28 protein-coding genes are annotated in these 24,337 nt (G+C 38.5%); 15 read left to right on the top strand and 13 right to left on the bottom strand.

The genetic code is table 11. The features are described 5' to 3' along the window. The first annotated feature begins 82 nt into the window (after nucleotides 1-82). Together ACEVFT_RS20100 and ACEVFT_RS20095 are read left to right on the top strand one after the other, a co-directional pair. Nucleotides 83-901 carry a YitT family protein gene (locus ACEVFT_RS20100; RefSeq protein WP_393951111.1) on the top strand — a complete coding sequence of 273 codons (819 nt, stop codon included), beginning with the start codon at nucleotides 83-85 and terminating at the stop codon, nucleotides 899-901. 83 nt (nucleotides 902-984) lie between these two features. Beyond that, nucleotides 985-1,365 carry an MmcQ/YjbR family DNA-binding protein gene (locus ACEVFT_RS20095; RefSeq protein ID WP_393951110.1) on the top strand — a complete coding sequence of 127 codons (381 nt, stop codon included), beginning with the start codon at nucleotides 985-987 and terminating at the stop codon, nucleotides 1,363-1,365. A 52-nt stretch (nucleotides 1,366-1,417) separates the two neighbouring features. On the opposite strand, the gene ACEVFT_RS20090 is transcribed toward ACEVFT_RS20095, so the two are convergent. The 6 genes from ACEVFT_RS20090 to ACEVFT_RS20065 form a co-directional block, all read right to left on the bottom strand. After that, nucleotides 1,418-1,759 carry a GIY-YIG nuclease family protein gene (locus ACEVFT_RS20090; protein ID WP_393951109.1) on the bottom strand — a complete coding sequence of 114 codons (342 nt, stop codon included), beginning with the start codon at nucleotides 1,757-1,759 and terminating at the stop codon, nucleotides 1,418-1,420. Between the two features lie 18 nt (nucleotides 1,760-1,777). Further along, nucleotides 1,778-2,533 carry a DUF2087 domain-containing protein gene (locus ACEVFT_RS20085; protein ID WP_393951108.1) on the bottom strand — a complete coding sequence of 252 codons (756 nt, stop codon included), beginning with the start codon at nucleotides 2,531-2,533 and terminating at the stop codon, nucleotides 1,778-1,780. Between the two features lie 132 nt (nucleotides 2,534-2,665). Then, nucleotides 2,666-3,541, bottom strand: coding sequence for an ABC transporter permease (locus ACEVFT_RS20080; RefSeq protein WP_342534223.1), 876 nt, complete (start codon nucleotides 3,539-3,541; stop codon nucleotides 2,666-2,668). Further along, complete coding sequence (locus ACEVFT_RS20075) at nucleotides 3,541-4,461, bottom strand: ABC transporter ATP-binding protein (protein WP_393951107.1); 921 nt, start codon at nucleotides 4,459-4,461, stop codon at nucleotides 3,541-3,543. Before ACEVFT_RS20075 ends, ACEVFT_RS20080 begins: the two co-directional genes overlap by 1 nt. A gap of 6 nt (nucleotides 4,462-4,467) precedes the next feature. Continuing rightward, nucleotides 4,468-4,872: a DUF3021 domain-containing protein gene (locus tag ACEVFT_RS20070; RefSeq protein WP_342534225.1), complete on the bottom strand. Its 405-nt coding sequence runs from the start codon at nucleotides 4,870-4,872 to the stop codon at nucleotides 4,468-4,470. A gap of 1 nt (nucleotide 4,873) precedes the next feature. Continuing rightward, a complete protein-coding gene (locus ACEVFT_RS20065; RefSeq protein ID WP_342442984.1) occupies nucleotides 4,874-5,323 on the bottom strand; it encodes a LytTR family DNA-binding domain-containing protein in 450 nt (149 codons plus the stop codon). A 205-nt stretch (nucleotides 5,324-5,528) separates the two neighbouring features. Here ACEVFT_RS20065 and ACEVFT_RS20060 point away from each other — a divergent pair, with 205 nt between their 5' ends. The 4 genes from ACEVFT_RS20060 (at nucleotide 5,529) to ACEVFT_RS20045 (ending at nucleotide 9,559) form a co-directional block, all read left to right on the top strand. Then, nucleotides 5,529-6,557 carry an AbrB family transcriptional regulator gene (locus ACEVFT_RS20060; protein WP_205442311.1) on the top strand — a complete coding sequence of 343 codons (1,029 nt, stop codon included), beginning with the start codon at nucleotides 5,529-5,531 and terminating at the stop codon, nucleotides 6,555-6,557. A gap of 173 nt (nucleotides 6,558-6,730) precedes the next feature. Further along, nucleotides 6,731-6,871 (top strand): RAxF-45 family protein, encoded by a 141-nt coding sequence (locus ACEVFT_RS20055; protein WP_393951106.1) that lies wholly within the window; start codon nucleotides 6,731-6,733, stop codon nucleotides 6,869-6,871. A 104-nt stretch (nucleotides 6,872-6,975) separates the two neighbouring features. Further along, complete coding sequence (gene abc-f, locus ACEVFT_RS20050; RefSeq protein ID WP_393951105.1) at nucleotides 6,976-8,775, top strand: ribosomal protection-like ABC-F family protein; 1,800 nt, start codon at nucleotides 6,976-6,978, stop codon at nucleotides 8,773-8,775. Beyond that, nucleotides 8,768-9,559: a GNAT family N-acetyltransferase gene (locus ACEVFT_RS20045; RefSeq protein ID WP_393951104.1), complete on the top strand. Its 792-nt coding sequence runs from the start codon at nucleotides 8,768-8,770 to the stop codon at nucleotides 9,557-9,559. Before abc-f ends, ACEVFT_RS20045 begins: the two co-directional genes overlap by 8 nt. 59 nt (nucleotides 9,560-9,618) lie before the next feature. Here ACEVFT_RS20045 and ACEVFT_RS20040 read toward each other — a convergent pair whose 3' ends face one another. After that, the gene (locus ACEVFT_RS20040; RefSeq protein ID WP_483869627.1) at nucleotides 9,619-11,211 is read right to left on the bottom strand and encodes a bifunctional metallophosphatase/5'-nucleotidase; all 1,593 of its coding nucleotides are present in this window, start codon (nucleotides 11,209-11,211) and stop codon (nucleotides 9,619-9,621) included. 152 nt (nucleotides 11,212-11,363) lie between these two features. On the opposite strand from ACEVFT_RS20040, the gene ACEVFT_RS20035 reads away from it, so the two are divergent. From ACEVFT_RS20035 to ACEVFT_RS20015, 5 genes are all read left to right on the top strand, one after another. Beyond that, nucleotides 11,364-12,437, top strand: a complete 1,074-nt coding sequence (locus ACEVFT_RS20035; RefSeq protein WP_393951102.1) for a PhnD/SsuA/transferrin family substrate-binding protein — start codon at nucleotides 11,364-11,366, stop codon at nucleotides 12,435-12,437. A gap of 101 nt (nucleotides 12,438-12,538) precedes the next feature. Beyond that, on the top strand, nucleotides 12,539-13,342 hold the full coding sequence (gene phnC, locus ACEVFT_RS20030) for a phosphonate ABC transporter ATP-binding protein (protein ID WP_205442317.1): 804 nt from the start codon (nucleotides 12,539-12,541) through the stop codon (nucleotides 13,340-13,342). Then, a complete protein-coding gene (gene phnE / locus ACEVFT_RS20025; protein WP_393951101.1) occupies nucleotides 13,299-14,114 on the top strand; it encodes a phosphonate ABC transporter, permease protein PhnE in 816 nt (271 codons plus the stop codon). The genes phnC and phnE (ACEVFT_RS20025) overlap by 44 nt, the downstream gene beginning before the upstream one ends. 10 nt (nucleotides 14,115-14,124) lie before the next feature. Continuing rightward, the gene (gene phnE, locus ACEVFT_RS20020) at nucleotides 14,125-14,931 is read left to right on the top strand and encodes a phosphonate ABC transporter, permease protein PhnE (protein ID WP_393951100.1); all 807 of its coding nucleotides are present in this window, start codon (nucleotides 14,125-14,127) and stop codon (nucleotides 14,929-14,931) included. A gap of 171 nt (nucleotides 14,932-15,102) precedes the next feature. Beyond that, a complete protein-coding gene (locus ACEVFT_RS20015) occupies nucleotides 15,103-15,837 on the top strand; it encodes a hypothetical protein (RefSeq protein ID WP_393951099.1) in 735 nt (244 codons plus the stop codon). A 129-nt stretch (nucleotides 15,838-15,966) separates the two neighbouring features. On the opposite strand, the gene ACEVFT_RS20010 is transcribed toward ACEVFT_RS20015, so the two are convergent. Continuing rightward, nucleotides 15,967-16,344: a hypothetical protein gene (locus tag ACEVFT_RS20010; RefSeq protein ID WP_393951098.1), complete on the bottom strand. Its 378-nt coding sequence runs from the start codon at nucleotides 16,342-16,344 to the stop codon at nucleotides 15,967-15,969. 154 nt (nucleotides 16,345-16,498) lie between these two features. Between ACEVFT_RS20010 and ACEVFT_RS20005 the strand changes: the two genes are divergently transcribed. Then, nucleotides 16,499-17,029, top strand: coding sequence for an NfeD family membrane protein (locus ACEVFT_RS20005; protein ID WP_004232545.1), 531 nt, complete (start codon nucleotides 16,499-16,501; stop codon nucleotides 17,027-17,029). 15 nt (nucleotides 17,030-17,044) lie between these two features. Then, nucleotides 17,045-18,589 (top strand): flotillin lipid rafts scaffold protein FloT, encoded by a 1,545-nt coding sequence (locus ACEVFT_RS20000; protein WP_393951097.1) that lies wholly within the window; start codon nucleotides 17,045-17,047, stop codon nucleotides 18,587-18,589. A 41-nt stretch (nucleotides 18,590-18,630) separates the two neighbouring features. Here ACEVFT_RS20000 and ACEVFT_RS19995 read toward each other — a convergent pair whose 3' ends face one another. Both ACEVFT_RS19995 and ACEVFT_RS19990 read right to left on the bottom strand, forming a co-directional pair. Then, nucleotides 18,631-19,176 (bottom strand): GNAT family N-acetyltransferase, encoded by a 546-nt coding sequence (locus tag ACEVFT_RS19995; protein ID WP_393951096.1) that lies wholly within the window; start codon nucleotides 19,174-19,176, stop codon nucleotides 18,631-18,633. A 16-nt stretch (nucleotides 19,177-19,192) separates the two neighbouring features. Then, a complete protein-coding gene (locus tag ACEVFT_RS19990; protein ID WP_205442327.1) occupies nucleotides 19,193-20,017 on the bottom strand; it encodes a methyl-accepting chemotaxis protein in 825 nt (274 codons plus the stop codon). 299 nt (nucleotides 20,018-20,316) lie between these two features. Here ACEVFT_RS19990 and ACEVFT_RS19985 point away from each other — a divergent pair, with 299 nt between their 5' ends. Further along, nucleotides 20,317-21,516, top strand: a complete 1,200-nt coding sequence (locus ACEVFT_RS19985; protein ID WP_393951095.1) for an MFS transporter — start codon at nucleotides 20,317-20,319, stop codon at nucleotides 21,514-21,516. Nucleotides 21,517-21,530: 14 nt separating this feature from the next. Beyond that, nucleotides 21,531-22,259 (top strand): sulfite exporter TauE/SafE family protein, encoded by a 729-nt coding sequence (locus ACEVFT_RS19980; RefSeq protein ID WP_393951094.1) that lies wholly within the window; start codon nucleotides 21,531-21,533, stop codon nucleotides 22,257-22,259. A 52-nt stretch (nucleotides 22,260-22,311) separates the two neighbouring features. Here ACEVFT_RS19980 and ACEVFT_RS19975 read toward each other — a convergent pair whose 3' ends face one another. The 3 genes from ACEVFT_RS19975 to ACEVFT_RS19965 form a co-directional block, all read right to left on the bottom strand. Then, complete coding sequence (locus tag ACEVFT_RS19975; RefSeq protein ID WP_016993332.1) at nucleotides 22,312-23,094, bottom strand: enoyl-ACP reductase FabI; 783 nt, start codon at nucleotides 23,092-23,094, stop codon at nucleotides 22,312-22,314. A gap of 164 nt (nucleotides 23,095-23,258) precedes the next feature. Further along, nucleotides 23,259-23,852 (bottom strand): hypothetical protein, encoded by a 594-nt coding sequence (locus ACEVFT_RS19970; protein WP_393951093.1) that lies wholly within the window; start codon nucleotides 23,850-23,852, stop codon nucleotides 23,259-23,261. Nucleotides 23,853-23,990: 138 nt separating this feature from the next. Beyond that, the gene (locus ACEVFT_RS19965) at nucleotides 23,991-24,239 is read right to left on the bottom strand and encodes a ferredoxin (protein WP_004232564.1); all 249 of its coding nucleotides are present in this window, start codon (nucleotides 24,237-24,239) and stop codon (nucleotides 23,991-23,993) included. Between the last annotated feature and the right edge of the window lie 98 nt (nucleotides 24,240-24,337).

Raw genomic sequence — 24,337 nt, 5'->3', positions numbered from 1 at the left:
TAGGTTTTTCATGTGAGTAAATTGGGTAGTCTATGACAAAGATGTATCAAAATTTGGTCGTTGATTGATAGGGGATAGCATTATGCGAAATGTGATTGTAATTACACTTTCTTCCATTTTAGTAGCCTTTGCCTATAATTATTTATTAATTCCCCATGAAATTTTGAGTGGTGGGTTGAGTGGTATTGCCATCATGCTTGGGATTATTACCCCTTTGAATACAGGTGTGTTAAATTTACTGCTTAACCTGCCTTTACTGATTTTAGGTGTGATGAAGCTTGGCAAACGATTTATCAGCTACACCATTCTGTCAGTGGCTGTGTTGTCAGTGAGCTTATATATTATTCCGATACACAAAACGACACAAGAGCCAATTCTCGCATCCTTATTTGGCGGTGTTATTGTAGGCTTTGCAATGGGCATGATTTTCCGAGCGGCTGGCTCCTCAGGGGGCTTTGATATTATTGCTATGCTACTTAGTCGCAAACGCGATTTTCCACTCGGTACGCTAATTGCAGCTATGAATGGTATCGTAGTGGCAGCTTCTGGCTTTGTCTTTAGCTGGGATGCAGCATTGTTAACACTTGTTTCCATTTATGCAACTGGAAAAGTGGTTGATACAATTCATACGAGCCATATTAAATTAACGCTGATGATTATTACCAGTAAAGGGGACGAGGTCAAACAGCAGCTATTAGAAAAGCTGCATCGTGGGGTAACGATTATCGATGCAAAGGGAGCATACTCTGGTGAAGGTCGGAAAGTGTTAATCACTGTTATTACGCGTTACCAACTAGCTGATGTGAAAAGCACGATTAAGGAAACTGATCCAAAGTCATTTGTGAATATTTTACAGACAACAGAGGTTATCGGGATGTTTGATCGTGGTACAACTAAATAATGCTATTCTCTACACACGTTTTAGGTTATACTAACCGTAATCGAACGTGTGTTTTTATTTGTGGTAGGAAGGGGATCGTAAAGATGGAAAAAGAAATAATTCATGCTTACTGTTTACAGCTTCAAGGAACAACGTATGACTATCAAGAGGAGTGGCAAGCAGATCGCTATCATATCGGTGGAAAAATGTATGCCATGCTTGGGGGCAATGCAACGGGCAAACCTGTGCTTACGTTGAAATGTGAGCCTTCTCGAGCGGAGGAATTAAGGGAAGCATATGACAGCATTATACCTGGTTACTATATGAATAAAACCCATTGGAATTCTATATATATGGATGCTGATGATGTTCCGATGGATTTGGTAGAGAATCTTATCCAACATTCCTATGAGCTTGTTTTCAATAAATTAACGAAGAAAGCTCAACAGGAAATTCAATCCGTTGGAAGCAAGACAACTGAGTGATAAATAGCGCATTTACCATCTACTTACTGGCAAATGCGCTACTATATAATTACTAATTATAGCCACGTTCACCATAAGGCTTTAGCGTGTCGAGCCATTTTTGCTCCAGCTTTTCGAGTTCTTTTTTGGCGTCAAAATAGCCCTCTTCTTTTTTCTTTAAATGCTCAACGATATCCACATCAAAAGCTTCTTGACCATATGAATTGTAATCTGCCTGAAGCTCCTTGTTCGTATGTGTATTGGTTTTTAGCATAAATTGAAAGCCATTTAAACGCTTTAAATTATTGAAGCTACCCACAAACACTTTTCCTGTTTGTTTATTAGTCATGGTAAAAACACCAGCTTCAATTTTCATCTCTTTATACATTTCTTTTAACTCTTTTTTATGATCCATTTTTAATAACCTGCTTTCTTATTTTTTTACCCAATAGGCACTACCATCTGCTTTGCGGTCCAGAAAACCGTATTCAATTAAGTAACGACGTATATGAACATAGTCTTCATATATTGGTTTGATGACTTCATTTAATTCTTTTTCTGTATATTGTCTTTCTACATCAAAAAGCTTTGTGAGGGCTCGAAGTACTACAATTTTCTGCTTTTCACGTTTAGGAAAGCGTACTAGCTCCTTGCCTATACCTTGTGGAAAGAATTTCTCCAATATTTGCTGTTCTTCCGTGAGGGTTACGTTATAGCGATCGTCAACCATCGTAGCTGTTTTATGAATAGGCACAAATGGTTCCTCCTTCTGATCTTGTTCCTTTAGTAACTCCATCATCACCAACAATGTTTTGGCTTGGCGTTCCTTTTCTTTTAAAGCAAAACGGTGATGGCGGATCGTTGTGGCACTGCCAATCTCTAATTCTTCTTTTATCTCCTGATCCGATTTTCCCTCATAAAATAAGCGTAAAATATGACTTTGATGTTCTGTTAAGCCTGTCATTTTTTTGTTGAGACCGTTTAAATAATGAAAAACAGATTGGTGAGCTAATGTAATATGGTGCTGCATCATTTTCTCTGCTTCATACAGTAAGCCTTCATAAGGATAAATAATGCCTTTTTCTACTTTTTCACCGCACAGTAGGCAAGTGAAGTGTGTCGCTTCATCGATGTAACCCTTTTTAAGATCCTCGATAGGAGCTTGCCAAAACAATTCATTTACATCCATTGGGAATCCTCCGAAAAACAAACAATTTTAAAATTTGTTTGTTATTTTATATTTAAAATAACAAAATGTTTGTGTGAATGCAATAAAAAACACATCGTTTTTTAAACGATGTGTCATGATGTTGGTTAATATTTATTTATATTTTCTTTTAAATAGAATCATAGATGCTAGAGAAAGAACTACGATTGTACAAGCAATCACAATTAGACTTGTTGAGGAGCTAAGTATATGTCCATTTAGCTCGTAAACAATGCCATAATTGATTTTATAATCTTCCACATAGGAAACAGGCACACCTTCAAAAACATTTGCAATAGAGCTCTCCATAAAAGCATTGCGTAATAATAGTGTTGTATGACTAATTGGGAAGTACATGATTACATGTTGAGCAAAGCTTGGTAGAGCTCCAAGAGGAACATAAACACCACATAAAAATCCAAGTAATGTACCAACAATTGTGCTGAGTGTTGAAAAAGCATTTTGTGTCGACACAAATAACGAAAGAAATAAGTTAAAGACACTTGCAAGCAAGACAGATAAAAATAGGATGCCCATTACTTGCACAAAATCCCCAAAACTTAGAAGCTTACCACCCGCTGCTACAATAAAGATTTCACAGCCTATGAGAGCGATAAAGGAAAAAATACAGCCGATAATAAACGCATTGAGTACATAGCTTAACTGAATGGTTGCACGAGAAAGGGGAGCGGTTAAAAAATCGGCTTGCACTTTTGACTCCTGATCCTTAACAGCAATGCCATAGGCACCAAGTGTAGTCGAAACAGCAATCATGGAAAGTAATCCTGCTACAAGCCATTCATTGACCATAGTGATCAATTCAGGCGTAGCTTCTGTTAGTCGTTCAATGGCATCTACCTGCATCTTTTGGAGAAAGACAGCGTACAGCACAATGACAATGATGACTGATAGTAGGGAGAAGAACACCTGTGTTTTATCCCGCCTAAATATTTTGTTATTACGCAAAACTAAATTAAATAATGCTTCCATTACGCAACCTCCCCCTCAGCCATAATATGAAGAAAGACATCATCCATGGATCCTTTAATGACTTCAAAGGAAGAGATGAGTGGCTCAGCTTTTTTTAAAAAGGGAAGTGCCTGTAAGGTAGAAGTTAAACGGATGGTGTATATCCCTTGATTCTCTGTGTAGGAGATCGCATTTTCCTCAAGAAATTTTACACCCTCCTTCGAATGATGAAAAACGAGAGCCATTGAATCATAGGCATATTTTGTCTTCAGTGCATCGGGTGTCCCCTGTGCGACAATTTTTCCTTGCTTTAAGACAGTGACTTGGTGAGCAACTGCCGCTTCCTCCATATAATGGGTTGTTAAAAAAACGGTCATATTGGTTTCCAACTGAAGTTGCTTGATAGCCTGCCAAACAAATTGCCGTGTTTGTGGATCTAAACCGGTTGTAGGTTCATCCAGAAATAAAATACTAGGACGATGAATCAATGCACGAGCAATATCTGCTCGCCTTTTTTGTCCCCCTGATAATGTGCCATATTTTTTCTTTTCAATATCCTCTAAATGCAAATAGGTGGAAACAAATTGATAATTTTCAGTAAGCTGTGTTTTCGATAAACCATATGTTTTGCCTCGATGGAGAATATTTTCGCGTACTGTTAATCGCTCATCTAATAGGCTTTGCTGGAAAACGACACCGATAGATTTACGGATATCTGCATTATCATTGCTTGCATCAAGAGTGAAACCATTAATGGTTACCTGACCGCTCGATTTTTTTAGTAATGTGCAAAGAATTTCAATCGTTGTAGATTTACCAGCACCGTTTGCACCTAAAAAAGCGAATAGGGTGCCTTGTTCGACAGTAAATGAAATACCATTAACAGCATGTTGCACACCATATTGTTTACATAAATTTTCAACTTTTATCGCAAAAGTCATGAGTGGTTAATCCCTTCTCTTTTGAATTTCTTGATTCATTTTTTCAATATCCCTTGCTTGAAAAACATATATAATATACCAAACAATGGGATAAATAATAGCTTCCGATAGTAGCACATATGTCACACCTGAATGTTCAAACCAATTCCCGAAATAGCCTGCCGTTAATACACATGCTGTGACAGCGATTAAATGTAAAAGTAGCTGAACCGTAAAAGGGATTGGCTCGATATCAAAAATGGCGGAAAATAGTCCAATCGCAATACCAAGAATGGTAGCAATGATAATCTCCTCCAGTAATTCTGCTCCTGACATAACCGCATTGTTTGAAAGGACGCTTAATGTGACTAAGATGTAAGAAGAACTAAGGGAAATGAGTAGTCCAATAATCATCATGCGTAAATACTTCATGCTATAAATCCCTCCCAATACCTAAATGTCGCTTTAATTCTTTTAAGTATTTTCGACTGACATGAATGGCTACTTCATTTTCGAGTAATAGTTGTGTAGTGCCGATTTTGCCCATTTGAATAGAGGCGATTTTATGGATATTGACAAGCGTAGATTTACTCACTCGTACAAAATCCTTGGTTAGCTGTGCCTCTAGCTCATATAATTTTCGCTTTGACTCAAACTCTTGCTCATCTGTTTGCAAAAATACTTTGGCATCCTCTGCGTAAATGGAATAAATATCAGAAATTTTTAATAGATGAATTTCTTGTTGAAAATACCCATCTAGCATCGTCGTTTGGGATGCTTGAAGCTGCTTCATCAATCTTTCAATTTGCTCATTATATTCCTTGGCATGAATATGAACCTCTGTTTCTTCGAGTTCATGATTGATGGTTAAATGAATTTTCATAGGAGGCCTCCTTTTAAAACGCTGAATCAGGTATTACTAATGTAGCATAGAAAATTTTAACAAGGATAAAATCTTCGATAAGAGGTTTTATTAGATGGATAACAGGTTCTTTTTAAGCGATAGCAAACAGCTCAAAAGTCGGCCCGGTAGAAAAAGTGATTTATAAAGGTCATAATAGGCTTATCGAGTTGAAGGGGTTGCTACCATGTTTGTTTTTGATAAGCATATGTTCATCACATTATGCATTGGTTTAATAGGTGCTGTGATTTTTCAATTTTTACATATACCGATGCCTTGGTTGTTAGGAGCGATTACAGCGGTGCTCATCGTGCAGCTATCAACCAATGTCCAGTTAAAATGGCATCATTCTTTCCGTAATTTTGGTTTAGTTGTAGCAGGGTATTCTATCGGCTATGCCTTTACACCAGAAGCAGTACAGGATATTAAGCTTTTTTTAGGAAGCATGGTCGTGTTAAACATCCTATTTATTTTGCTATTTTTTGCGGTGAGTTTTCTTGTTGCAAAGCGTACCGATTTGGATTTTGCGACTGCCTTAACGTGCTGTGTACCTGGGGGCATGTCACAGGTTGTGGCATTTGCTGAGGAGCAAGAAGACATGGATATGGTGGTCATCACGTTCTTTCAAATCCTTCGTGTTCTTTTAATCGTTGGCTTTGTTCCTTTAATGGTGGCAGGAGCAGGTGGCAATAGTTCTATGATTGATGGAGCGTACACATGGAGCCTTGTTGGCATACTTGTTGTATGTGGTGGCGCAGGGTGGCTGGCACAAAAGCTAAAAATTCCTACAGGCTATATGCTTGGCCCAGTGTTTTTATTAATGGGTATAAATATGGCAGGGGTGGAAGTGCCGAAATTACCGCTATCATTACTACATATCGCCCAACTCATGCTTGGGATTTATATTGGGTTGTTATTGAAAAAAGAGGATTTACATTTATCGAAGAAGCATATCTTTTATGCATTTGTCTCAGCAGGCATTTTTATCGGGGCAGCCTATGGTTTAACATTTGTGATGACAGCGTTGTACAGCCTTGATTTTAGGACAAGCTTTTTAAGTATTGTTCCTGGCGGTCTTGATCAAATGGGAATTATCGCCGCATCTGTACATGCCAATGTCACGATTGTTACGGCTTTTCAGCTATTTCGTGTACTAGTGGTCTCAATTTTCCTTGTGCCTGTGGTGAAAATATTTGTGAAAAAAGTGAAAACATGAGGGGGCAATGAATCAACCTCTCATGTTTTTCTTTGTGCTAATTTCGATCATTACATACAATTTTTTAGTATAGAACTTTTGAATAATGATAAATGAACGTTAAATTTTCCCTTTCCAAATAATCTGAATAATGTTATGATAGCCATAACTATTATGAACGGAGGTGAAAAGGAATGAATAAAAACGCTACGAAAACATGTGTAAAAGTGGATACAGCTATGTATTTTGCACGTGTGATTACTTTCGATTTTGCGAACAACGGGGTAGGTCTGTCCATTTTTAAGCAAAATCAAATAACAAACGTAGCGCATTAACCATTCTTTTTCACACATTTAAATGAGAAGAAGACTGCTTGTTAAGGAGCAGTCTTTTTTGTGTTCTAAAGATGTTTTCGCACGTTTCATTGGAGGAAAAAACGATGCAAATGAAAGCTGAGCAAATCCAAAAAATTATGGGTGGGAATATATTATTCGAGAATTTACAGCTAGAGGTAAATAAAGGCGAGCATGTGGCCATTGTTGGCGTGAATGGCAGTGGTAAAACAACTTTATTACAGCTACTAGCAGGGGTAGAGGTGCCTGAAAAAGGTCGAATTATTAAAAGTAAAGAAGCGACGATTGGCTACTTACACCAAATTCCACACTACCCACAGCATGCTGTGAAAGAAGTGCTGGAGGAAGCATTTGCGGATATTTATGCAATTAAGGGAAAAATGACGGCACTTGAGCAAGAGATGCAGTCGACTGTCACAGATAAAATACTCTTACAATATGGGCAACTGCAGGAGCAATTTATGGTAGTAGGGGGCTATGAAGTAGATGCCCAGTTGGCAATGATTGCAAATGGACTGGGCATAGTAGATTTGCTGGAGCAACCTTTTAGTAACTTAAGTGGTGGAGAAAAAACAAAGGTTATGCTTGGACAAATTTTATTGAAAAAGCCCTCTATTTTGTTATTAGATGAACCAACGAACCATCTGGATATGCAAGCCATTGAGTGGCTTGAAAATTATGTGCGAAACTTTGAGGGGATTGTCATTGTCGTATCCCATGATCGTCAATTCATGAATCAAGTAGCCCAGAAGATTATCGAAATTGAGGATGGGGAGGCTTTTACGTATAACGGGCATTATGATGCTTTTATAGCACAAAAAGAAGCAAAAATTGAACAACAGTTTGCAAACTATGAAGAGCAGCAAAAGAAAATTAAAAAGATGCAAGAAACGATAAAACGATTAAAGCAGTGGGCGAATGAGGCGAATCCACCAAACGCCTCGATGCATCGACGTGCAAAAAGTATGGAAAAAGCATTAGCACGTATTGAGCGAGTAAAGAAGCCCCTCACTAAAAAGAAAATGAATTTAGCGTTAACGATGGCTGAACGTAGTGGCAAAGAGGTAGTGCTATTGCAAGACATTGATCATGGCTTTGATAAGCCTTTATTGAAAGACAGCAATCTAGCTGTTTATTTTGGAGAAAGATTAGCGATTGTTGGGAGTAATGGTAGTGGAAAATCAACATTATTAAAAATGATGTTAGGTGAAATCGTTCCTAATCAGGGAGTGTGCCATATTGGGAGCAATGTGAAATTTGGCTACCTCTCCCAGCAATTTGAACATCAAAACCCTGCTATCCGATTAATTGATGCCTTTCGTGAACGTGTCGCCGTGTCAGAGGCGGAAGCCCGTCATATACTCGCACGATTTTTGTTCTATGGCTATGATGTCTTTAAAAAAGTGAAGGACTTAAGTGGTGGAGAAAAAATGCGTTTGCGTTTAGCACAATTAATGCATGAGGATATCAATGTCTTAATCTTAGATGAGCCCACAAACCATTTAGATATTGAAGCAAGAGAAGTATTAGAAGAAACACTAGAATCCTTTGAAGGCACGATTATTGGGGTGTCACATGACCGCTATTTCTTACAGAAAATTTTCTCGAAAACGGCGTGGATTGAAAACCAAACGATTCAGGTTTTTGAGGGAGATTATGAGTGGGCTAGACAAAAACGACAGGAGTTCGCAAAGAAAACGATTGAACAACAACCTGCGAATAAAACGCAGCCAGCTAAAAAAGAATTAACGATTGAACAACAAATTGAAAAATTAGAGATAAAACTACAAGCACCATCGCTTGCTAAAGAACAACGGCAGAAGCTTGAATTGCAATTAGAGAATTTATATGAAAGATGGTTTGAAGGAGGAGCAGAGCATGTTTAATTTAGAACGCATTATGCAGCTTGATATAGATTATGTGAAGAGTTTTAGCGAAGTGGAGGTTTGTAAGGAGGGGGTCTTATTTTACAATCAGGCTATCCCAACCTATTATGATGCAAATCATGCACAGATTTGGGGGGAGATTGAACAGCCGGATCTGTTTTTACAAAACATCAAAGATTTCTACCAATCAAAGTCTCTGATTCCACGAATATATTTGTATAATCTTGAAGAAAACCATTTATGTATAGAGGCATTAGAGACGCATGGCTTTCAATATGAGCAATTTGTGAATGAAATTCAGTGCTGGAACGGTAAATATACGCCACTTCCACCTAATCCTGCCATCCAAATTGAGCGTGTAACGGATGTGAATATGGAGGAAGCATTAGCAGTAGAAATGAGCATTGCTGCTTTTGGGGAGCCTTCTTTAATAAAAAAGGCATTTGAGCAAACGTATCATTCACCACATTTTACGTATTATTTATTAAGACTAGATGGGGTGGCGTGCTGTTCGGCAAATATTTTTATATCAGTAAATCAAGGAAGGATCGAAAGTGTTGCAACAACTGAAAGCTATCGAGGACGTGGTTTAATCGGCTATATGCTGCAGCATATCCAACAGCAATCAGTCAAGCTGGGATTGGATGATCTTTGGATATTACCGATTAGTGAACAGGTTGCCAAAGTCTATGAGAAGGCAAATTTTCAATCTGTGGGCTCCATTGCATCTATCCATGCATTTACTGAAGGGAAGAGCATTCAAGACATTCGCCAACAGGCTTAAATAGCTACACATAAAGATCGCCAAATTCCAGTAGTGCTTACAAGGAATTTGGCGATTTTTTAGAACTGTACTTGCCAATTTTGATTACAAGTTGCTTGGATGCAGGGATGCTTTAAAATATAATCAGCAATTAATTCAGTCATATCCATTTGTATTTCTTTTACAACGGGGCAAGTTCTTAAAAAGTCAAAATTTCCTGCTCCTGTAGCACGATAGCTGCTCATTACGACATTAAATTCCTCACCCTTATTAATACCCTTGCCGTTGTACAATAGTTTCGTCACACGTTCTCCAATAGGTTTGGATATGTCAAAGCTGTACTCGATTCCCTCCCACATATCATAATTATAGGGCTGTGCCTTAGGATGCAGAAAAGCTTCTGCGACTTTTAGCTGTCCTGCCTCGACCGTAAAATAGCTAGCCGATTGTTCAAGGGCCTGTAAGATGTCCTGTCCAGTTAATCGAAGTACCTTTAAAGTATTGGCATAAATGTAGTTTGTAACAATATCACGCATGGTGACAGCTTGCTTTAAGCCACCTCGTTCATCATGAAAAAGAGCCGTACAAGAAATTGAAGCCCCAGACACCGCCATTTGAATGCGATTAATAAATTCTATATAAGGATGTTCTTGAATACGCGCCAGAAAAGGATTTTCGATTTGCAAATCTCCTTCAATCACGCCAATCGTTTCATCTAACCAAGCTTCGGTTTTTTCAAATGTAGGAGAGATGATCTGGCAAATGGATTTTTGAGGTATCGTGTTTTCCGAGCTATAAATAAGTGCAGGTGTATGAGCAATGGATTGAATCGTATGTTGCTCATCCATTACAACCTCTAGTTCAATCATTGCAATGCAAGTCCCTTTAGAACCAGGCTGAACAATAGATTTCCCATTGATCTTCGTGCTAATCTCTCGATGTTGATGACCAGAAATGATAATGTCTACTTCTTCAATTTCTGCGCACATGCGGTATCCTTGATTTTCACCATCTTCTGCTTCAAGTAATTCTCCCGTTTCAAGATTTCGTTCAAAGCCCCCATGATAGCAAAGAATAAGCACGTCAATTTGTTCATTCGCACGAATCCATTTTGCCCAGTAGCTAGCACTTGAAAAGGCATCCTCAAAGTGAAGTCCCTGGATATGTAGGGGTTCCTCCCATTTTTTCACAAAATGAGTTGTCACACCCAAAATAGCTAGTCGAACGTCCTCTATTTCTTTTATTATATAAGGCTTCGTAAAAGGTTTGCCATCCTCCGTAACAATATTCGCTCCCAGCCATGGGAAATTCGATTGGCTTATAACGGATTGTAATGTCTGTTGACCATAATTAAATTCATGATTACCGAATACCATGGCATCGTATTGAAGCTCATTGGCGACCTGAATCAATGGATTGAGTGCCTGAGCTTGAAATTTCTGATGGTAAAAAGTCATGGGACTTCCCTGAATAAAATCACCATTATCAATTAAAAGGGTAGGCATTTCAAGTCTTTTTTCTTCAATGATGGTTGCGAGCTTTGCTAAGCCCAGTGCTTCATGATGGTCGTTTCGGAAAGTAGTGGGCATTATATAGCCATGAATATCGCTAGTGGCAAGTATTTGTAAGGTTTTTACTGTCATAGGTGATCCTCCGATCATTAGTATACCCATAGTATATAAAGTTATAGCTAGAAAATTAGTGTATTTACAATATTAAAATACTATTTTACGAATTAGACACATATATTTACTCTCTTTTAATACTAGGAAAATATTTACTGTTTATACTGAGGAAGCATTTCAAAAATGGGGAGGATAACACTTTGAAGAAATTACTACTTTTCACGTTAACATGCATGCTTTCTGTATTTTTGATGGCATGTGGAAATGAGGCTTCGAGTACATCAAATACTGATAAAACGGTCAAGACATCTACAGATGCAGGTGGCAATGAATCTGTAGAAAAATTAACGATTGGCTTCGTGCCTTCGCGTAATCCAGATGAAATCATTACAGCAACTGAGCCTTTAAAGGGGTTACTGAAGGACGAGCTAGCAAAATTAGGTTTTGATGTAGAGGAAATCGATATTACGGTAGGTACAAACTTTGAAGCAGTAGGGGAAGCCTTATCCGCAGGTACTACCGATATTGGCTTAATTCCTGGTGGGACTTATGTGCTTTATGATGATGGTGCAGAAGTCATTTTAACCGCTACACGTGCAGGCTTAAATAATGATTCCGATAATCCAGTTGATTGGAATCAAAATAAACCAACTGCACCGACAACAACACAAGCCACTTCGTATAGAGCCATCTTAGTAGCAGGTCCATCTGAGAAAGGCAAGGCATTAGCAGCAAAAGTCAATAACGGTGAAAAATTAACATTTGAGGATTTAAATGATGTTACTTGGAATGTGATGTCCTCTTCCTCACCAGCAGGCTATATTTACCCAACACTATGGTTACACGAGAATTTCGAAAAGACGATTCCTGATTTAGCGAAGGTTGTACAGGCAGATTCCTATGGTAGTGCCTTTGCACGTTTAGCGGCAGGACAAACGGATGTTTTGGTCACATATGCAGACGCACGTCGTGATTATGAGGAAAGCTGGCAAGGCGAATTCGGCCGCTCTGCTTCTATTTGGGAGGAGACAGATTTACTCGGGGTAATGCCAGCTATTTATAACGATACGATTAGCGTAAGTAAAAACTCGAAGGTTATGACGGAAGACTTGAAAAAGGCCGTTCAACAGGCATTCATCAATATTGGCAACACGGACAAAGGGAAAGAAGTGATTGCAATCTATAGTCATGAAGGCTATCAGGCAGCAAAGGATCGTGATTATGACAATGAGCGTAAGGCACAAGAATTAGTGCAAAATTTAGGTTCGAACTAATAGTCAGTTAAGGTGGTGAAGAATCTGTGACTTGCGGATACCCCGCAGAAAGCAGATTCTTCTTTCATTCTGTGAGATTCTTGTAGAAATGGAGCGGTACAATGATTGAATTTAAAAGGGTAGAAAAACGTTATCCGAATGGCTTACTTGCCTTAAATCAAATTAATCTTCAAATTGAGCAAGGTGAATTTGTCGCCATCATCGGCTTATCGGGTGCAGGGAAATCAACACTGCTACGTTGTATTAATAAAATGCACGATATTACTGGGGGAACCTTGCATGTCAATCATGTGAACGTGCATCAACTAAAGGGCAAGAGCATTCGCCAGCTACGCCGTAATATCGGCATGATTTTTCAATCTTTTAATCTTGTTACGCGTGTATCAGTCTTGAAAAATGTCCTTGTTTCCTTTGTACCAAATATGCCTGTTTGGCGAAAAATTTTAGGTATATTTACGAAAGAAGAGAAGCGTAGAGCGTTAATGGCTCTCGATCAGGTCGGTATTTTGGATAAGGCTTATGTTCGTGTCGATCAGTTATCTGGCGGACAACAACAGCGTGTTGCCTTAGCGCGTACACTTGCTCAAAATCCTCAAATTATTTTAGCTGACGAGCCGGTTGCATCCCTTGACCCCGTAACAGCAAAGCAAGTGATGGAGGATTTTAAACGCATTAATCAAGAGCTAAACATGACCATTTTAATTAACATTCATCATGTAGATCTAGCGTTAGCTTACGCAACACGTGTTATAGGCGTGCGTAGTGGTGAAATTGTCTTTGATGGGCAAGCAGATGAAATCAACGAGGAAACGCTTGCCTTCATCTATCACAATACCAATCAAGAGAGAGGCGTAACGAAGTATGCAATGGAAGCTGCTATCACCGAAAAAAATAGTATTGCCTAATGGCAAAGAAGTACTGGAGAAACGTTCGTTCATACCGGGCGTGTGGCTTATTCTATTCATTCTAACCGTACTTGCTATTCGAATTACGGGCTTTAGCCTAGATATTTTAGTTAACCGAATACAACAGTTTTTTGTCATCCTACAACAGATGATTCCACTAAATTGGGGCTATTTATCAAAGCTATGGCAGCCCCTCTTTGATACGATTAAAATGTCATTATTTGGTTCGATTGCAGGGGCTCTATGTGCCTTACCAATCGCTATACTTGCTGCGACCAATATAACAAAGCAGAAAGGATTGGCGATGATGTGCAAGTTTATTTTAAGCTTGCTTCGAACTTTACCAACCTTGATTATTGCTCTAATTGCGACATTTATTTTTGGGCTTGGCACGATGGCAGGTACTGTAGCCATTTTCTTATTTACCATTGCCTATGTTGGCAAGCTATTATATGAGCAAATAGAAAACGCTAGTATGGAAGCCTATGAGGCCATGCAGTCGATGGGATTAACGACCATGCAAGCATTTCGTTATGCCATCTTGCCACAAATTCTTCCTAACTACTTGTCGACCTCCTTATTTTGCTTTGAAGGGAACGTTCGTTACGCATCTATTTTAGGGTATGTCGGTGCAGGGGGAATAGGTTTGCTGCTCAATGAAAGCCTAGGGTGGAGAAGCTATGAAAATGTGGGCATGATTTTGTTGATGCTTGTTTGTACCGTTTTTCTCATTGAGACAACGAGTGAATATTTCCGTAAAAAATTAATGTAGAGGTGATGTTATGAATGCTATCGAAAAACAATTACAGTTAGAACCAAATCGACGCATGTCATACATCATGACAATTGGAATTGTATGTCTGTTATTTATTTGGTCTGTAACAACCATTCATTTTGAGAATGTATCGGTAAATGGTACAAAAATTGCTAAAAATATATTCGTAGGGCTGCTGAATCCCGATTGGTCATTAATCATCAATTGGACAACGGCAGGCATCCCTTATTTATTAATCGAAACAATGGCCATTGCGTTTCTTGGTACAATTGTTGGTGCATTGCTAGCCATTCCCTTAGCCTTTTTGTCGGCTTCTAATATTGTGCCGAAGCCTATTGCTTTTATCGTACGATTGCTGTTAATCATCATTCGTACGATCCCTGCCATTGTCTATGGTCTCATGTTCATCAGAGTCACTGGTCCGGGGCCATTTGCTGGTGTCCTAACCATGTCATTAACCTCCATAGGGATGCTGTCCAAGCTCTATGTTGATGTAATTGAGGATTTAGATAAAAGTATATTAGAGTCGATGGAAGCAATCGGTTGTACATTAATGGAGAAAATACGGTATGGCATTTGGCCACAGCTAACAGCGTTGTTTTTATCCATCGTGATCTATCGCTTTGATATGAATTTGCGAGATGCAACCATACTCGGCTTAGTTGGAGCAGGTGGAATCGGTGCACCATTAATTTTTGCGATGAATGCCTATAAATGGTCTGAGGTAGGATCTATATTATTGGGGCTTGTGCTACTTATTTTAATCGTGGAGTATGTTTCGAATCGCTTGCGAATGAAGCTTGTCAAAGGGTAAGTACGAATTAATGAAAACTAGTAAAATCCTGAATAGTATCGACTATTCGGGATTTTTGTTTTATTGTTAAGAAAGAGGATTTTCAATTATATAAGTTTTTTACTTGAAAAAATGCCGTATTCGATTTATTGTCTTTAGAGATACTTGTTTAATGGACTTGGAGGATATGAAATGCACGGAATTTATATACGCTATAATGTCTCAGAAGAAACCCAAGCAGCACAATGGCCCAAAAAAATGGATGCATTTGCGTATGTTCAACGAGAAAAACCACAACAAGACGATGTTAACTTGCTGTCAAAAGAAGAGCTGAAAAACCATGCCATACGCTATATTAAAAGCTTAAAAGACAATGCAAGTGTACATTTAGTAGAGCAACGCAACGGCGAAATTGAACTTTTTGATCGACGGTATATGGAGTCATTAAAGTTAAAAGAAAGCATCGATTCACAACTTATTAATCTAGAAGAAATACGCTTATTATTGCAATTAATGAATGTCCTGAATTTATCCCATGCTTTTGGAGAAAATGCTGGCAAGTTGCTACGTCAAATTACGCCATACGCAAAAGAAGTAGAACACCCAACATTCCAAACAACACGCGTCGAGCGCCATTTTTATTCGGAATTAATTGAACAAATTGAAATGGTCTATGCCAGAATTATGCGTCAACACAACCCATCCACAACGGAAATGCAACAATCAGAAAAGCTCTGGACAACAGTCTGTGAGCAAGCAATAGAAAAAGTAGAAGCACGAATCGAACGTTTATCTTCTATCAAATTAAAGCATGAGAAAAATTTACTAGAGTTTAGTCACTTAAAACAGCAAAATATCGAGGCAAAAGAACGCCTAGATTTAGCTGTCAATGAACTGGATGCCATTTTAAATGTATTAGAATCATAAGAAAAGCATGTCTCTGTTAAAATGATCGGAGACATGCTTTTTATGTTGGCGTCGGATAGAAGAACAAAAGTGACGGTTAGCAGTGCGAAAGTGGTGGATAGCCCTGTAAGATTGACGGATAGCTGTGTTTTACTTCGCTTTCTCCTCTGTTTGATCCCGCTTAGTTTGGCGTGAAAGGCGCAGTAAATCCAATCCAAGCAGTACAACAATGATATAGAATAGAGGACTTGTAAACGATAAGCCAATCTGTGACTGACCGCCAAGTAACGTTAAAACAATCCATAACCCAACTGTATACAATGTTAATCCGATATAAGCCTTTTTTGATAATTTTTTATATCTACCCTTGTCGAAGGCTAACTGAATGATGACAAGTACAACTAATATAAGCAATATTATTTTTTTAGTCAGCATCGCAGCAATAGCTGTATCAGGGAAGAAATCGTTAACGAATAATAACGTAAAAAATACTAGAATAACAAAATTTAAGACTGTTGAAAGCTTCATGCCATTTCTCCTTAGTTGTCAGAATACTTTTCTATTGTAACATGGTTCTAATGAAAGCAAAAAATAATACTTTAAAGAAGAGTTTGAAAAATTTTGAAACTTTTCCTGAGGTACATCCGTATAGTAGGTAATATGATGAAAAGGGGTGAGCAACTTGACGCTATTTGGCTATTCACTCGAGCAGATCTTTTTGGTGGTTTTAATTTTCGCCGGCCTTGCCACAGTATTGGTTATGTTTTTTGGTGATGCAGTCGAAGGTATTGGGGAAGGACTGCCCATTTTTAATCCGAGTGTCATTCTATCTTTCATTACGTTGATGTCAGCAGCAGGATTTATTTTAGAAAAACTAGCCTGGTTCTCTAGCGTTTGGAACATCATTGCTGCATGTATCATCGGCGCTATTTTAAGTTCCATCTTTTATTTATTTGTCCTCGTTCCGCTACGTTCCGCTGATGTCTCATTAGCTTACACAGAGGAATCACTTGGTGGGCAATTAGGAAGAGTTATTGTGCCAATTCCAGTAGATGGTTTTGGAGAGGTTGTCATCGAAACGACAAGTGGCATGATTTCGAAACGGGCAACGGGCTATGATAATGAAGCTATTGACTATGATGAAACCGTGCTTGTGGTGGATGTGAAAGACGGAACACTTTTTGTCAGAACGTATGAGAAAAAATTTGTTTAAAGGAGAGATATGTCTATGTCAACCGATATTTTAATTGTTTTAGGAATTGTAGCATTTGTATTAATTGCCCTAGTCGGCTTATATGTGACAAAATATCGTACTGCGGGTCCTGATGAAGCGCTGATTGTGACAGGTAGCTATCTCGGCTCTAAAAATGTACATAAGGATGAGTCGGGGAATCGCATTAAAATCATTCGTGGGGGCGGTACATTTGTATTCCCTATTTTCCAGCAAGCACAACCGTTAAGCTTACTTTCTAGTAAACTAGAAGTGACAACGCCTGAGGTGTATACAGAGCAAGGTGTACCTGTTATGGCGGATGGTACGGCCATTATTAAAATTGGTGGTTCTATTTCTGAAATTGCGACGGCAGCAGAGCAGTTTTTAGGAAAGCAAAAAGCGGAGCGTGAAGCGGAAGCACGTGAGGTGTTAGAAGGTCATTTACGTTCGATTTTAGGCTCCATGACGGTTGAAGAAATCTATAAAAACCGTGATAAATTCTCACAGGAAGTTCAGCGTGTTGCTTCACAAGATTTAGCGAAGATGGGTCTTGTGATTGTATCCTTCACGATCAAGGATGTACGAGATAAAAATGGCTATTTAGACTCACTAGGGAAACCGAGAATCGCACAGGTAAAACGAGATGCTGATATTGCGACGGCAGATGCAGAAAAAGAAACACGTATTAAACGTGCAGAAGCGTCTAAAGAAGCACAAAAGGCAGAATTAGAGCGTGCGACAGAAATTGCGGAAGCGGAAAAAGAAAACCAATTAAAAGTAGCTGAATTCCGTCGTGAGCAGGATATTGCCAAAGCGCGTGCTGACCAAGCCTATGAGCTTGAAACTGCTCGTGCAAAGCAGGAAGTGACGGAGCAAGAAATGCAAATTCGCATTATCGAGCGTCAAAAGCAAATTGAATTAGAAGAAAAAGAGATTTTACGTCGTGAGAAACAATATGACTCTGAAGTGAAGAAAAAGGCTGACGCTGATCGTTATGCGGTGGAGCAAAATGCTGCTGCAGAAAAAATGCGCGAGCTTGCTCAGGCTGATGCGGAGAAATATCGTATTGAATCCTTAGCAAAAGCAGAAGCAGAGAAAATTCGTTTGGATGGTCTTGCTAAAGCAGATGCAGAGCGAGCACAAGGGGAAACTGAGGCTGATATCATTCGTTTACGCGGTCTGGCGGAAGCTGAAGCTAAACGTAAGATTGCCGAAGCCTTTGAATACTATGGTCAAGCAGCTGTGCTGGATATGGTTGTGCGCATGATGCCAGAGTATGCAAAAGAGCTTGCAAGCCCACTTGGCAATATCGATAAGATTACTGTGGTCGATACTGGTGGTGGGGAAGGCAGTGGCGCCAATAAGGTGACGTCGTATGCAACCAATTTAATGTCTACACTACAAGAAACATTAAAAGAAACTTCGGGTATTGATGTAAAAGAGCTGATCGAAAGCTATGCTGGAAAGCATACATTGCGTCCAGAATTAGAGCAAATTGCTTTAGGGCTTGAAAAAAAGCAAGCACATGAAGAAACGAAAGAAGCGGTAGAGCAATCCTAATAAAAGCGACCTGATGAATCGTCTCATCAGGTCGCTATTTTTTATTGTTGTTGCTGCCATTCATTTACAAGCAAGCCATAAATAACGTGATCTACATAATGATCGTAGAGCCATTCAGCAGCGCGAATGGTTCCTTCTTGCATGAAACCGAGGCGCTCTGGAATGGCACGGCTTTTGTGATTGGCTTCAGCAACACGAATTTCTACTTTATGAAGCTTCAATGTTTCAAAGGCATATTGCAATAAAGCTTTTACCGTTTTGGTCATGATGCCATGCCCTTGTGCTCCTTCACTCAGCCAATAGCCAATAGTGCCGATTTTATTGCTAGGGTTAATCGTATTAAAGCCTGCAATGCCAACAATTTCATTATTAAAGAGAATGACCAGAGAGAGGCTACTGTTTGCTTTATGCCCCTTGATACAGCCTTCAATATAGGCTTTCGTATCCGCCAGTTCCCTCGTGAAATCTAGCCATGGTAGCCATTCTTTCAGGTATTCCCTTGAGGCATCCGTTAATGCAAAAACCTTCTCTGCATCCTCAGGTGTGATCATCCGTAAAGCTAAATCTTGGTTAATGGTTATTTGCATATTGTTCACCTCATTTTTATTTTAATGCATTGTGCATAAAGCCTTTCATTTCTCGGCTAAGTACGGTTAACTCTTCTATAATTTCGCTAAAATCCTGTACGAGCTGTGCTTGCTCATTCGTTGCATCATTGATTTGTCCCATATTTTGCTTTAGATTATCTAGATTTCTATTAATATTCCGTAAGGATGACTCTATATTTTCGGTAGCGCTAGATGTCTCGAAGGACAGTTTTCGAACTTCCTGCGCCACAATATTAAAGCCAGCACCATGCTGTCCAGCGCGAGCAGCCTCGATGGATGCATTTAAACCTAGTAAATTAGTTTGACGAGAAATGCTTTTAATTAAATCTGTCACGGCATTTGTTTTTTCAGAATCCTCTAGAGCATGTTGTGCCTGCTTATTAATTTCCTCACTAGTGGCCGCTAATTCCTCAGAATGGGAAGCAATTGTATGTACTTTATCCTGTAGACTGTTGACGATCTTATCCATCGTACCCATATAATCTTCAAGCTTAAGTTCATTATCTATTGGTAAGCCAAAAGCTAATGCACCTACTACTTGACCATTTTCACGAATGGGGAATGAAAAAGCATTGATTGCTACGCCGTAAACATCCTCTGGTATCACCACATCTGCATTTTGTCCATTAAAGGCGATGAAAACATTTTGGTCATTGGCATTCACTTTTTGTCCATCATGATAGCCTGAATCCACACGTTTACCTGCTAAATATTTAACGACTGTTTCACTTTCCTTTTCGACAACAGCTACAATGGCTTCTTGCTTTAATGCTAGATGAATATAAGGTGTTGCAAGGGCTAAAGCTTCAATAATTTTCATAAAAATTCCTCCAAGTCTAGTCAATGAAAATGGTTGTGTCATCTGTCTTCATTGTGACAATGGTTCTAGATGATTATATTTACTGTAGCACAATATTTGCCAAGTCAAAATAACTATTTATTTTTTATTAAAGGACGATTAAATAAAGTTGGGATGTTTTTATTTGTCAATTATAATTTGCTATTCATCGTGAAAAATGAAAACGTTTTTGTCTAATTTTTGACAAGGGAGACGTGTGTTTTACGAAATATTGTATTAGAATAATAGTAGCATGTGGAAGAAGTGAAGGAGAGCGTTTCATGGACTATATACAAAAGGGTACGAGGGCGTTTCATAAAGCAAATTGGGCCTTATTTTTAGCAGGCTTTATTACTTTTGCTAACCTATATGTAACGCAGCCATTACTACCGACATTTTCAGAAGTATTTCACGTCTCACCAGCTGTAGCAAGTTTATCTCTTTCAGTAACTACCTTTGCGTTAGCAGTGAGTTTAATCATTGTCAGTTCGTTATCAGAAGCATGGGGAAGAAAATCATTGATGACGATTTCTATTTTTGCAGCTTCTATTCTGACCTTGGCACTTGCATTTTCACCTAATTTTGAAACAATTTTAGTTTTGCGTGTTGTACAAGGTATCGTTTTTGCTGGTTTGCCTGCAATCGCCATGGCTTATTTAGGAGAAGAAATGGAACCAGCAAGCTTAGGGGTTGCCATGGGCTTATATATTAGCGGTAATTCAGTAGGGGGGCTAAGTGGACGAGTTATTATTGGTACATTAACGGACCATTATAACTGGCATACAGGCATGATGGTGCTTGGAGGAATTAGCCTCTTTGTTAGTATATTGTTTGTCTGGATGTTACCAAGCTCCAAACATTTTAGCGCACGACCTTTACAATTACAAGCATTGACCAAAACCCTACTGCAACATTTAAGAGATCCTTCTATGCTGTGTCTTTATGGGATGGGGTTTCTTTTAATGGGAAGTTTTGTCACACTTTATAATTATATTGGCTTTAAATTAATGGCTCCTCCCTATAATTTAAGTGCAACAATTGTAGGTTGGATATTTGTCATTTACTTAGTCGGGACATTTAGCTCAGCATGGTTTGGTAGTTTAGCTGATCGTTATGGACGACAACAAATGCTTTTGCTAGCCATTGCTATTATGTTTGCAGGAGCCTTAGTGACACTCAATGGAATCCTTACTTTAAAGATTATAGGGATAACAATTTTCACCTTTGGCTTTTTTGCAGCTCATTCAATCGCAAGTGGTTGGGTAAGCAAACGGGCATCACACGATAAAGCACAAGCATCCTCACTCTACTTATTTTTCTATTATTTTGGTTCGAGTGTTGGAGGAACAATAGGTGGGATTTTTTGGATGAAATATGGTTGGATAGGTGTTATAGCGATGATTGCACTGTTTTTATTCATTGCTTGTGTACTATCATTCTTATTAAAGAGATTCATTGTTCGGCAACGTATCACAACATGATGTGAGGTGTCATTTTGCAGGAATTATTTTTATATTTTTTCATTATCCTAGCAGCTTCTATTTTACAAACCAGTACAGGATTTGGTTTTTCCGTTATGGCCACGCCTTTTTTACTGTTGCTTTTTTCACCACAAGAGGCGATGCAAATAAATATAATACTGTCCCTTGTTATTTCATTTTCTCTTATATGGAAGGTGAGGCAGGATATTGATGTAGCGTTGCTTAAGAAGGTGATGATCGGTAGTGTTGTGGGGGCTCCTTTTGGTAGCCTACTCTTTGCCTTAGTCGATGTGACGACATTCAAGTTACTCATTGCCATCCTACTAATAGGGCTTACGATTCTCTTGATTAAAAATCTCTCTATTCAACAAACAAGGAGTAGGGATTATGGCGTTGGTTTTATATCAGGTATGTTCACAACCAGTATTGGGATGGCGGGACCACCACTGTTACTCTATTTTGCGAGCACACATAGAAATAAAGAAACCATTAGAGCAGTTTCACTAGCCTACTATATTTTTATCTATCTTATTAGCTTACTTTCTCAAGTCATTTTTGAGGGCACAAGTAAAATGATTTGGGTTTATAGTATGTATGCCTTGCCCATTGTTTTCTTAGGACTTATTTTTGGACAGATGTTATTTACTAGATTAAATCAAAAGCTGTTTAGAATATTAATTTATGTTCTCTTAGTAGCAGCAGGTTTCATTTTATTGATCCAAACGATATGGACAATGCTATAAAAAAGAAAAAGAAGTATGGAAAAGATGACGCATCTTCCATACTTCTTTATTGTTAACCCATAATATTGTAGCCAGCGTCGATGTAGATTGTTTCACCAGTGACACCACGTGATAGGTGAGATAGCATCACAATCGTCATATCTGCTACTTCGTCTTGTTGAACATTACGTTTTAAAGGAGCTGTTTCTTCGATTTTGTGTAAAATTGTGTTAAAGGAAGGAACACCTTTTGCAGCGAGTGTACGAATCGCACCAGCTGAAATAGCATTGACGCGAATATTATCTTGGCCGATATCAGCAGCTAAATAACGCATAGAAGCCTCTAATGCCGCTTTTGCTACACCCATAACATTGTAGCCATCAAGCACTCGTTCTGCCCCTAGGTAACTCATCGTAACGATAGAACCACCCTCTGTCATATATGGATGAGCTGCTTTTGCTGTGGAAATAAGTGAATAAGCACTTGTATCTTGTGCGAATGCATAGCCTTCTCGAGTTGTTTCAAGGAAACGGTTGTGTAAATCTTCTGCATGCGCAAAAGCCACTGAATGCACAATCCCATGAATAACGCCAACCTTTGAGCCGATTTCATCAAAAGCTGCTTTTGTGCTGTCATCACTATTCACATCACATTGAACAACAAGAGAGTCAGATTGTCCGATATTTTCTAATTGTTTTTGTAATTTTTTTAATGAGCGTTCTTGACGATACGTGAAGATGACATTTGCACCAACGTCAAATAAGCGTTTTGCAATGCCCCAAGCAATACTGCGATCATTTGCTACGCCCATGACAACAATGTTCTTATCTTTTAATTGTAATAAATTATCCATCATTATAAAGAACTCCTTTGTGAGATAATATCTGTTATTAGTACCAACTACTAAAATCTTATCATACATAAAATATCGTTGCAATAACAAGATGAAAAGAGAAGCAGTTTACAGAGCAAAAAAAATTCATCTCTTCACAGTAGAGACGAATTGAAAAGTGTGCTATTTTATTTTGTTACATAATGTTCGTACATATCTACTGCTCGATTAACGGCACTGCTGACAGTGATTCTAAAGCAATTTTGTGACCGAATGACCTGGGCTAATATTTTGATTGCTCTTGTTTGATTTTTATGGAATAAAGCATTGTCAGTTTGAAAATCATCGTCTAAAAAAGCGAGGAAATAAGGTTTTCGATTTTGAGATTTTAACAAATCAGACTCTGTACTTTTTTCAAGTGTATTATACACCCATAAATCAATTGCATTTCCTAATTGGAAGGCAGCAAAATACTGAAAATCATCATTCTCACATTCCTTTATTTTTTGAATTATTTGAATTTTTTGAAGCTCATCAAGTAAGAATGTATTGATGGAATAGTAGATGGCTTTAGAAGGATTGAGAATGAGCTCATCGGTCTGCTGTGATTTTAAGAAAACCCAGTTATTTAACACGTTTGCCCATGCGTCTACTGAATTCAAGCATTTCGCACACACATCTGGAAATATCGATTGCCACTTTGCAGCAAGATTTTTAAATCTATTCATATGGTCTTGGTCAATATAAAATAAACTATGCTCAACTTGTAACTGCTCAAACATTCACATTCCTCCAATAGATTGGTATGTATAGCAATGGACCATATGCTTATTATCTTGATGCAAAAGTTAACCAGTATTTTAATCAATTAAGAAGGCATCCATTGAAGGATGCCTTCTAGGGTATACATCAATTGAAGACTATTCGAATTTTAATGAATCGCCATCGAACGTTTCGTCTGCTACTTTGATAGAGTCTGTTGGACAACCTTCAAAAGCATCTTGCATATCTTCTAATAGATCTTCTGGTACTTCAGCAGTTCCCATGTTATCATCTAAAATAACGAAGGCAATACCTTCATCATCATAATCATAAATGTCTGGCGCTGCGGCTCCACATGCGCCACAAGCGATGCATGTATCTTTATCAACTATTGTGTATTTAGCCATTTTTTTCTCTCCTTTAACGATGTTCCTACAAAGCTTCATACTCATTTTAAAGATGTTTATCTTACATTTCAACTTAAATACTATTAAATTGGAGGAAT

Source organism: Lysinibacillus sp. PWR01 (assembly GCF_043359455.1).
Taxonomy (GTDB): Bacteria; Bacillota; Bacilli; order Bacillales_A; family Planococcaceae; genus Lysinibacillus; species Lysinibacillus fusiformis_F.
The sequence above is the reverse complement of the archived record's forward strand: the minus strand, read 5'-3'. Positions and strand labels throughout refer to the sequence as shown.

Coding starts and splice junctions, on each gene's coding strand:
- ACEVFT_RS19970 (WP_393951093.1), bottom strand. CDS start 23,852: ATGTTTGAGCAGTTACAAGTTGAGCATAGTTTATTTTATATTGACCAA.
- ACEVFT_RS20015 (WP_393951099.1), top strand. CDS start 15,103: ATGCACGGAATTTATATACGCTATAATGTCTCAGAAGAAACCCAAGCA.
- phnE (WP_393951101.1), top strand. CDS start 13,299: ATGCAATGGAAGCTGCTATCACCGAAAAAAATAGTATTGCCTAATGGC.
- ACEVFT_RS20075 (WP_393951107.1), bottom strand. CDS start 4,461: ATGACTTTTGCGATAAAAGTTGAAAATTTATGTAAACAATATGGTGTG.
- ACEVFT_RS20065 (WP_342442984.1), bottom strand. CDS start 5,323: ATGAAAATTCATTTAACCATCAATCATGAACTCGAAGAAACAGAGGTT.
- ACEVFT_RS20040 (WP_483869627.1), bottom strand. CDS start 11,211: ATGGGTATACTAATGATCGGAGGATCACCTATGACAGTAAAAACCTTA.
- ACEVFT_RS20045 (WP_393951104.1), top strand. CDS start 8,768: ATGTTTAATTTAGAACGCATTATGCAGCTTGATATAGATTATGTGAAG.
- ACEVFT_RS20055 (WP_393951106.1), top strand. CDS start 6,731: ATGAATAAAAACGCTACGAAAACATGTGTAAAAGTGGATACAGCTATG.
- ACEVFT_RS19985 (WP_393951095.1), top strand. CDS start 20,317: ATGGACTATATACAAAAGGGTACGAGGGCGTTTCATAAAGCAAATTGG.
- ACEVFT_RS20095 (WP_393951110.1), top strand. CDS start 985: ATGGAAAAAGAAATAATTCATGCTTACTGTTTACAGCTTCAAGGAACA.
- ACEVFT_RS20070 (WP_342534225.1), bottom strand. CDS start 4,872: ATGAAGTATTTACGCATGATGATTATTGGACTACTCATTTCCCTTAGT.
- ACEVFT_RS20010 (WP_393951098.1), bottom strand. CDS start 16,344: ATGAAGCTTTCAACAGTCTTAAATTTTGTTATTCTAGTATTTTTTACG.
- ACEVFT_RS20090 (WP_393951109.1), bottom strand. CDS start 1,759: ATGGATCATAAAAAAGAGTTAAAAGAAATGTATAAAGAGATGAAAATT.
- ACEVFT_RS20060 (WP_205442311.1), top strand. CDS start 5,529: ATGTTTGTTTTTGATAAGCATATGTTCATCACATTATGCATTGGTTTA.
- ACEVFT_RS20080 (WP_342534223.1), bottom strand. CDS start 3,541: ATGGAAGCATTATTTAATTTAGTTTTGCGTAATAACAAAATATTTAGG.
- ACEVFT_RS20000 (WP_393951097.1), top strand. CDS start 17,045: ATGTCAACCGATATTTTAATTGTTTTAGGAATTGTAGCATTTGTATTA.
- ACEVFT_RS19995 (WP_393951096.1), bottom strand. CDS start 19,176: ATGCAAATAACCATTAACCAAGATTTAGCTTTACGGATGATCACACCT.
- ACEVFT_RS20085 (WP_393951108.1), bottom strand. CDS start 2,533: ATGGATGTAAATGAATTGTTTTGGCAAGCTCCTATCGAGGATCTTAAA.
- ACEVFT_RS20100 (WP_393951111.1), top strand. CDS start 83: ATGCGAAATGTGATTGTAATTACACTTTCTTCCATTTTAGTAGCCTTT.
- phnC (WP_205442317.1), top strand. CDS start 12,539: ATGATTGAATTTAAAAGGGTAGAAAAACGTTATCCGAATGGCTTACTT.
- phnE (WP_393951100.1), top strand. CDS start 14,125: ATGAATGCTATCGAAAAACAATTACAGTTAGAACCAAATCGACGCATG.
- abc-f (WP_393951105.1), top strand. CDS start 6,976: ATGCAAATGAAAGCTGAGCAAATCCAAAAAATTATGGGTGGGAATATA.
- ACEVFT_RS19965 (WP_004232564.1), bottom strand. CDS start 24,239: ATGGCTAAATACACAATAGTTGATAAAGATACATGCATCGCTTGTGGC.
- ACEVFT_RS19975 (WP_016993332.1), bottom strand. CDS start 23,094: ATGATGGATAATTTATTACAATTAAAAGATAAGAACATTGTTGTCATG.
- ACEVFT_RS19990 (WP_205442327.1), bottom strand. CDS start 20,017: ATGAAAATTATTGAAGCTTTAGCCCTTGCAACACCTTATATTCATCTA.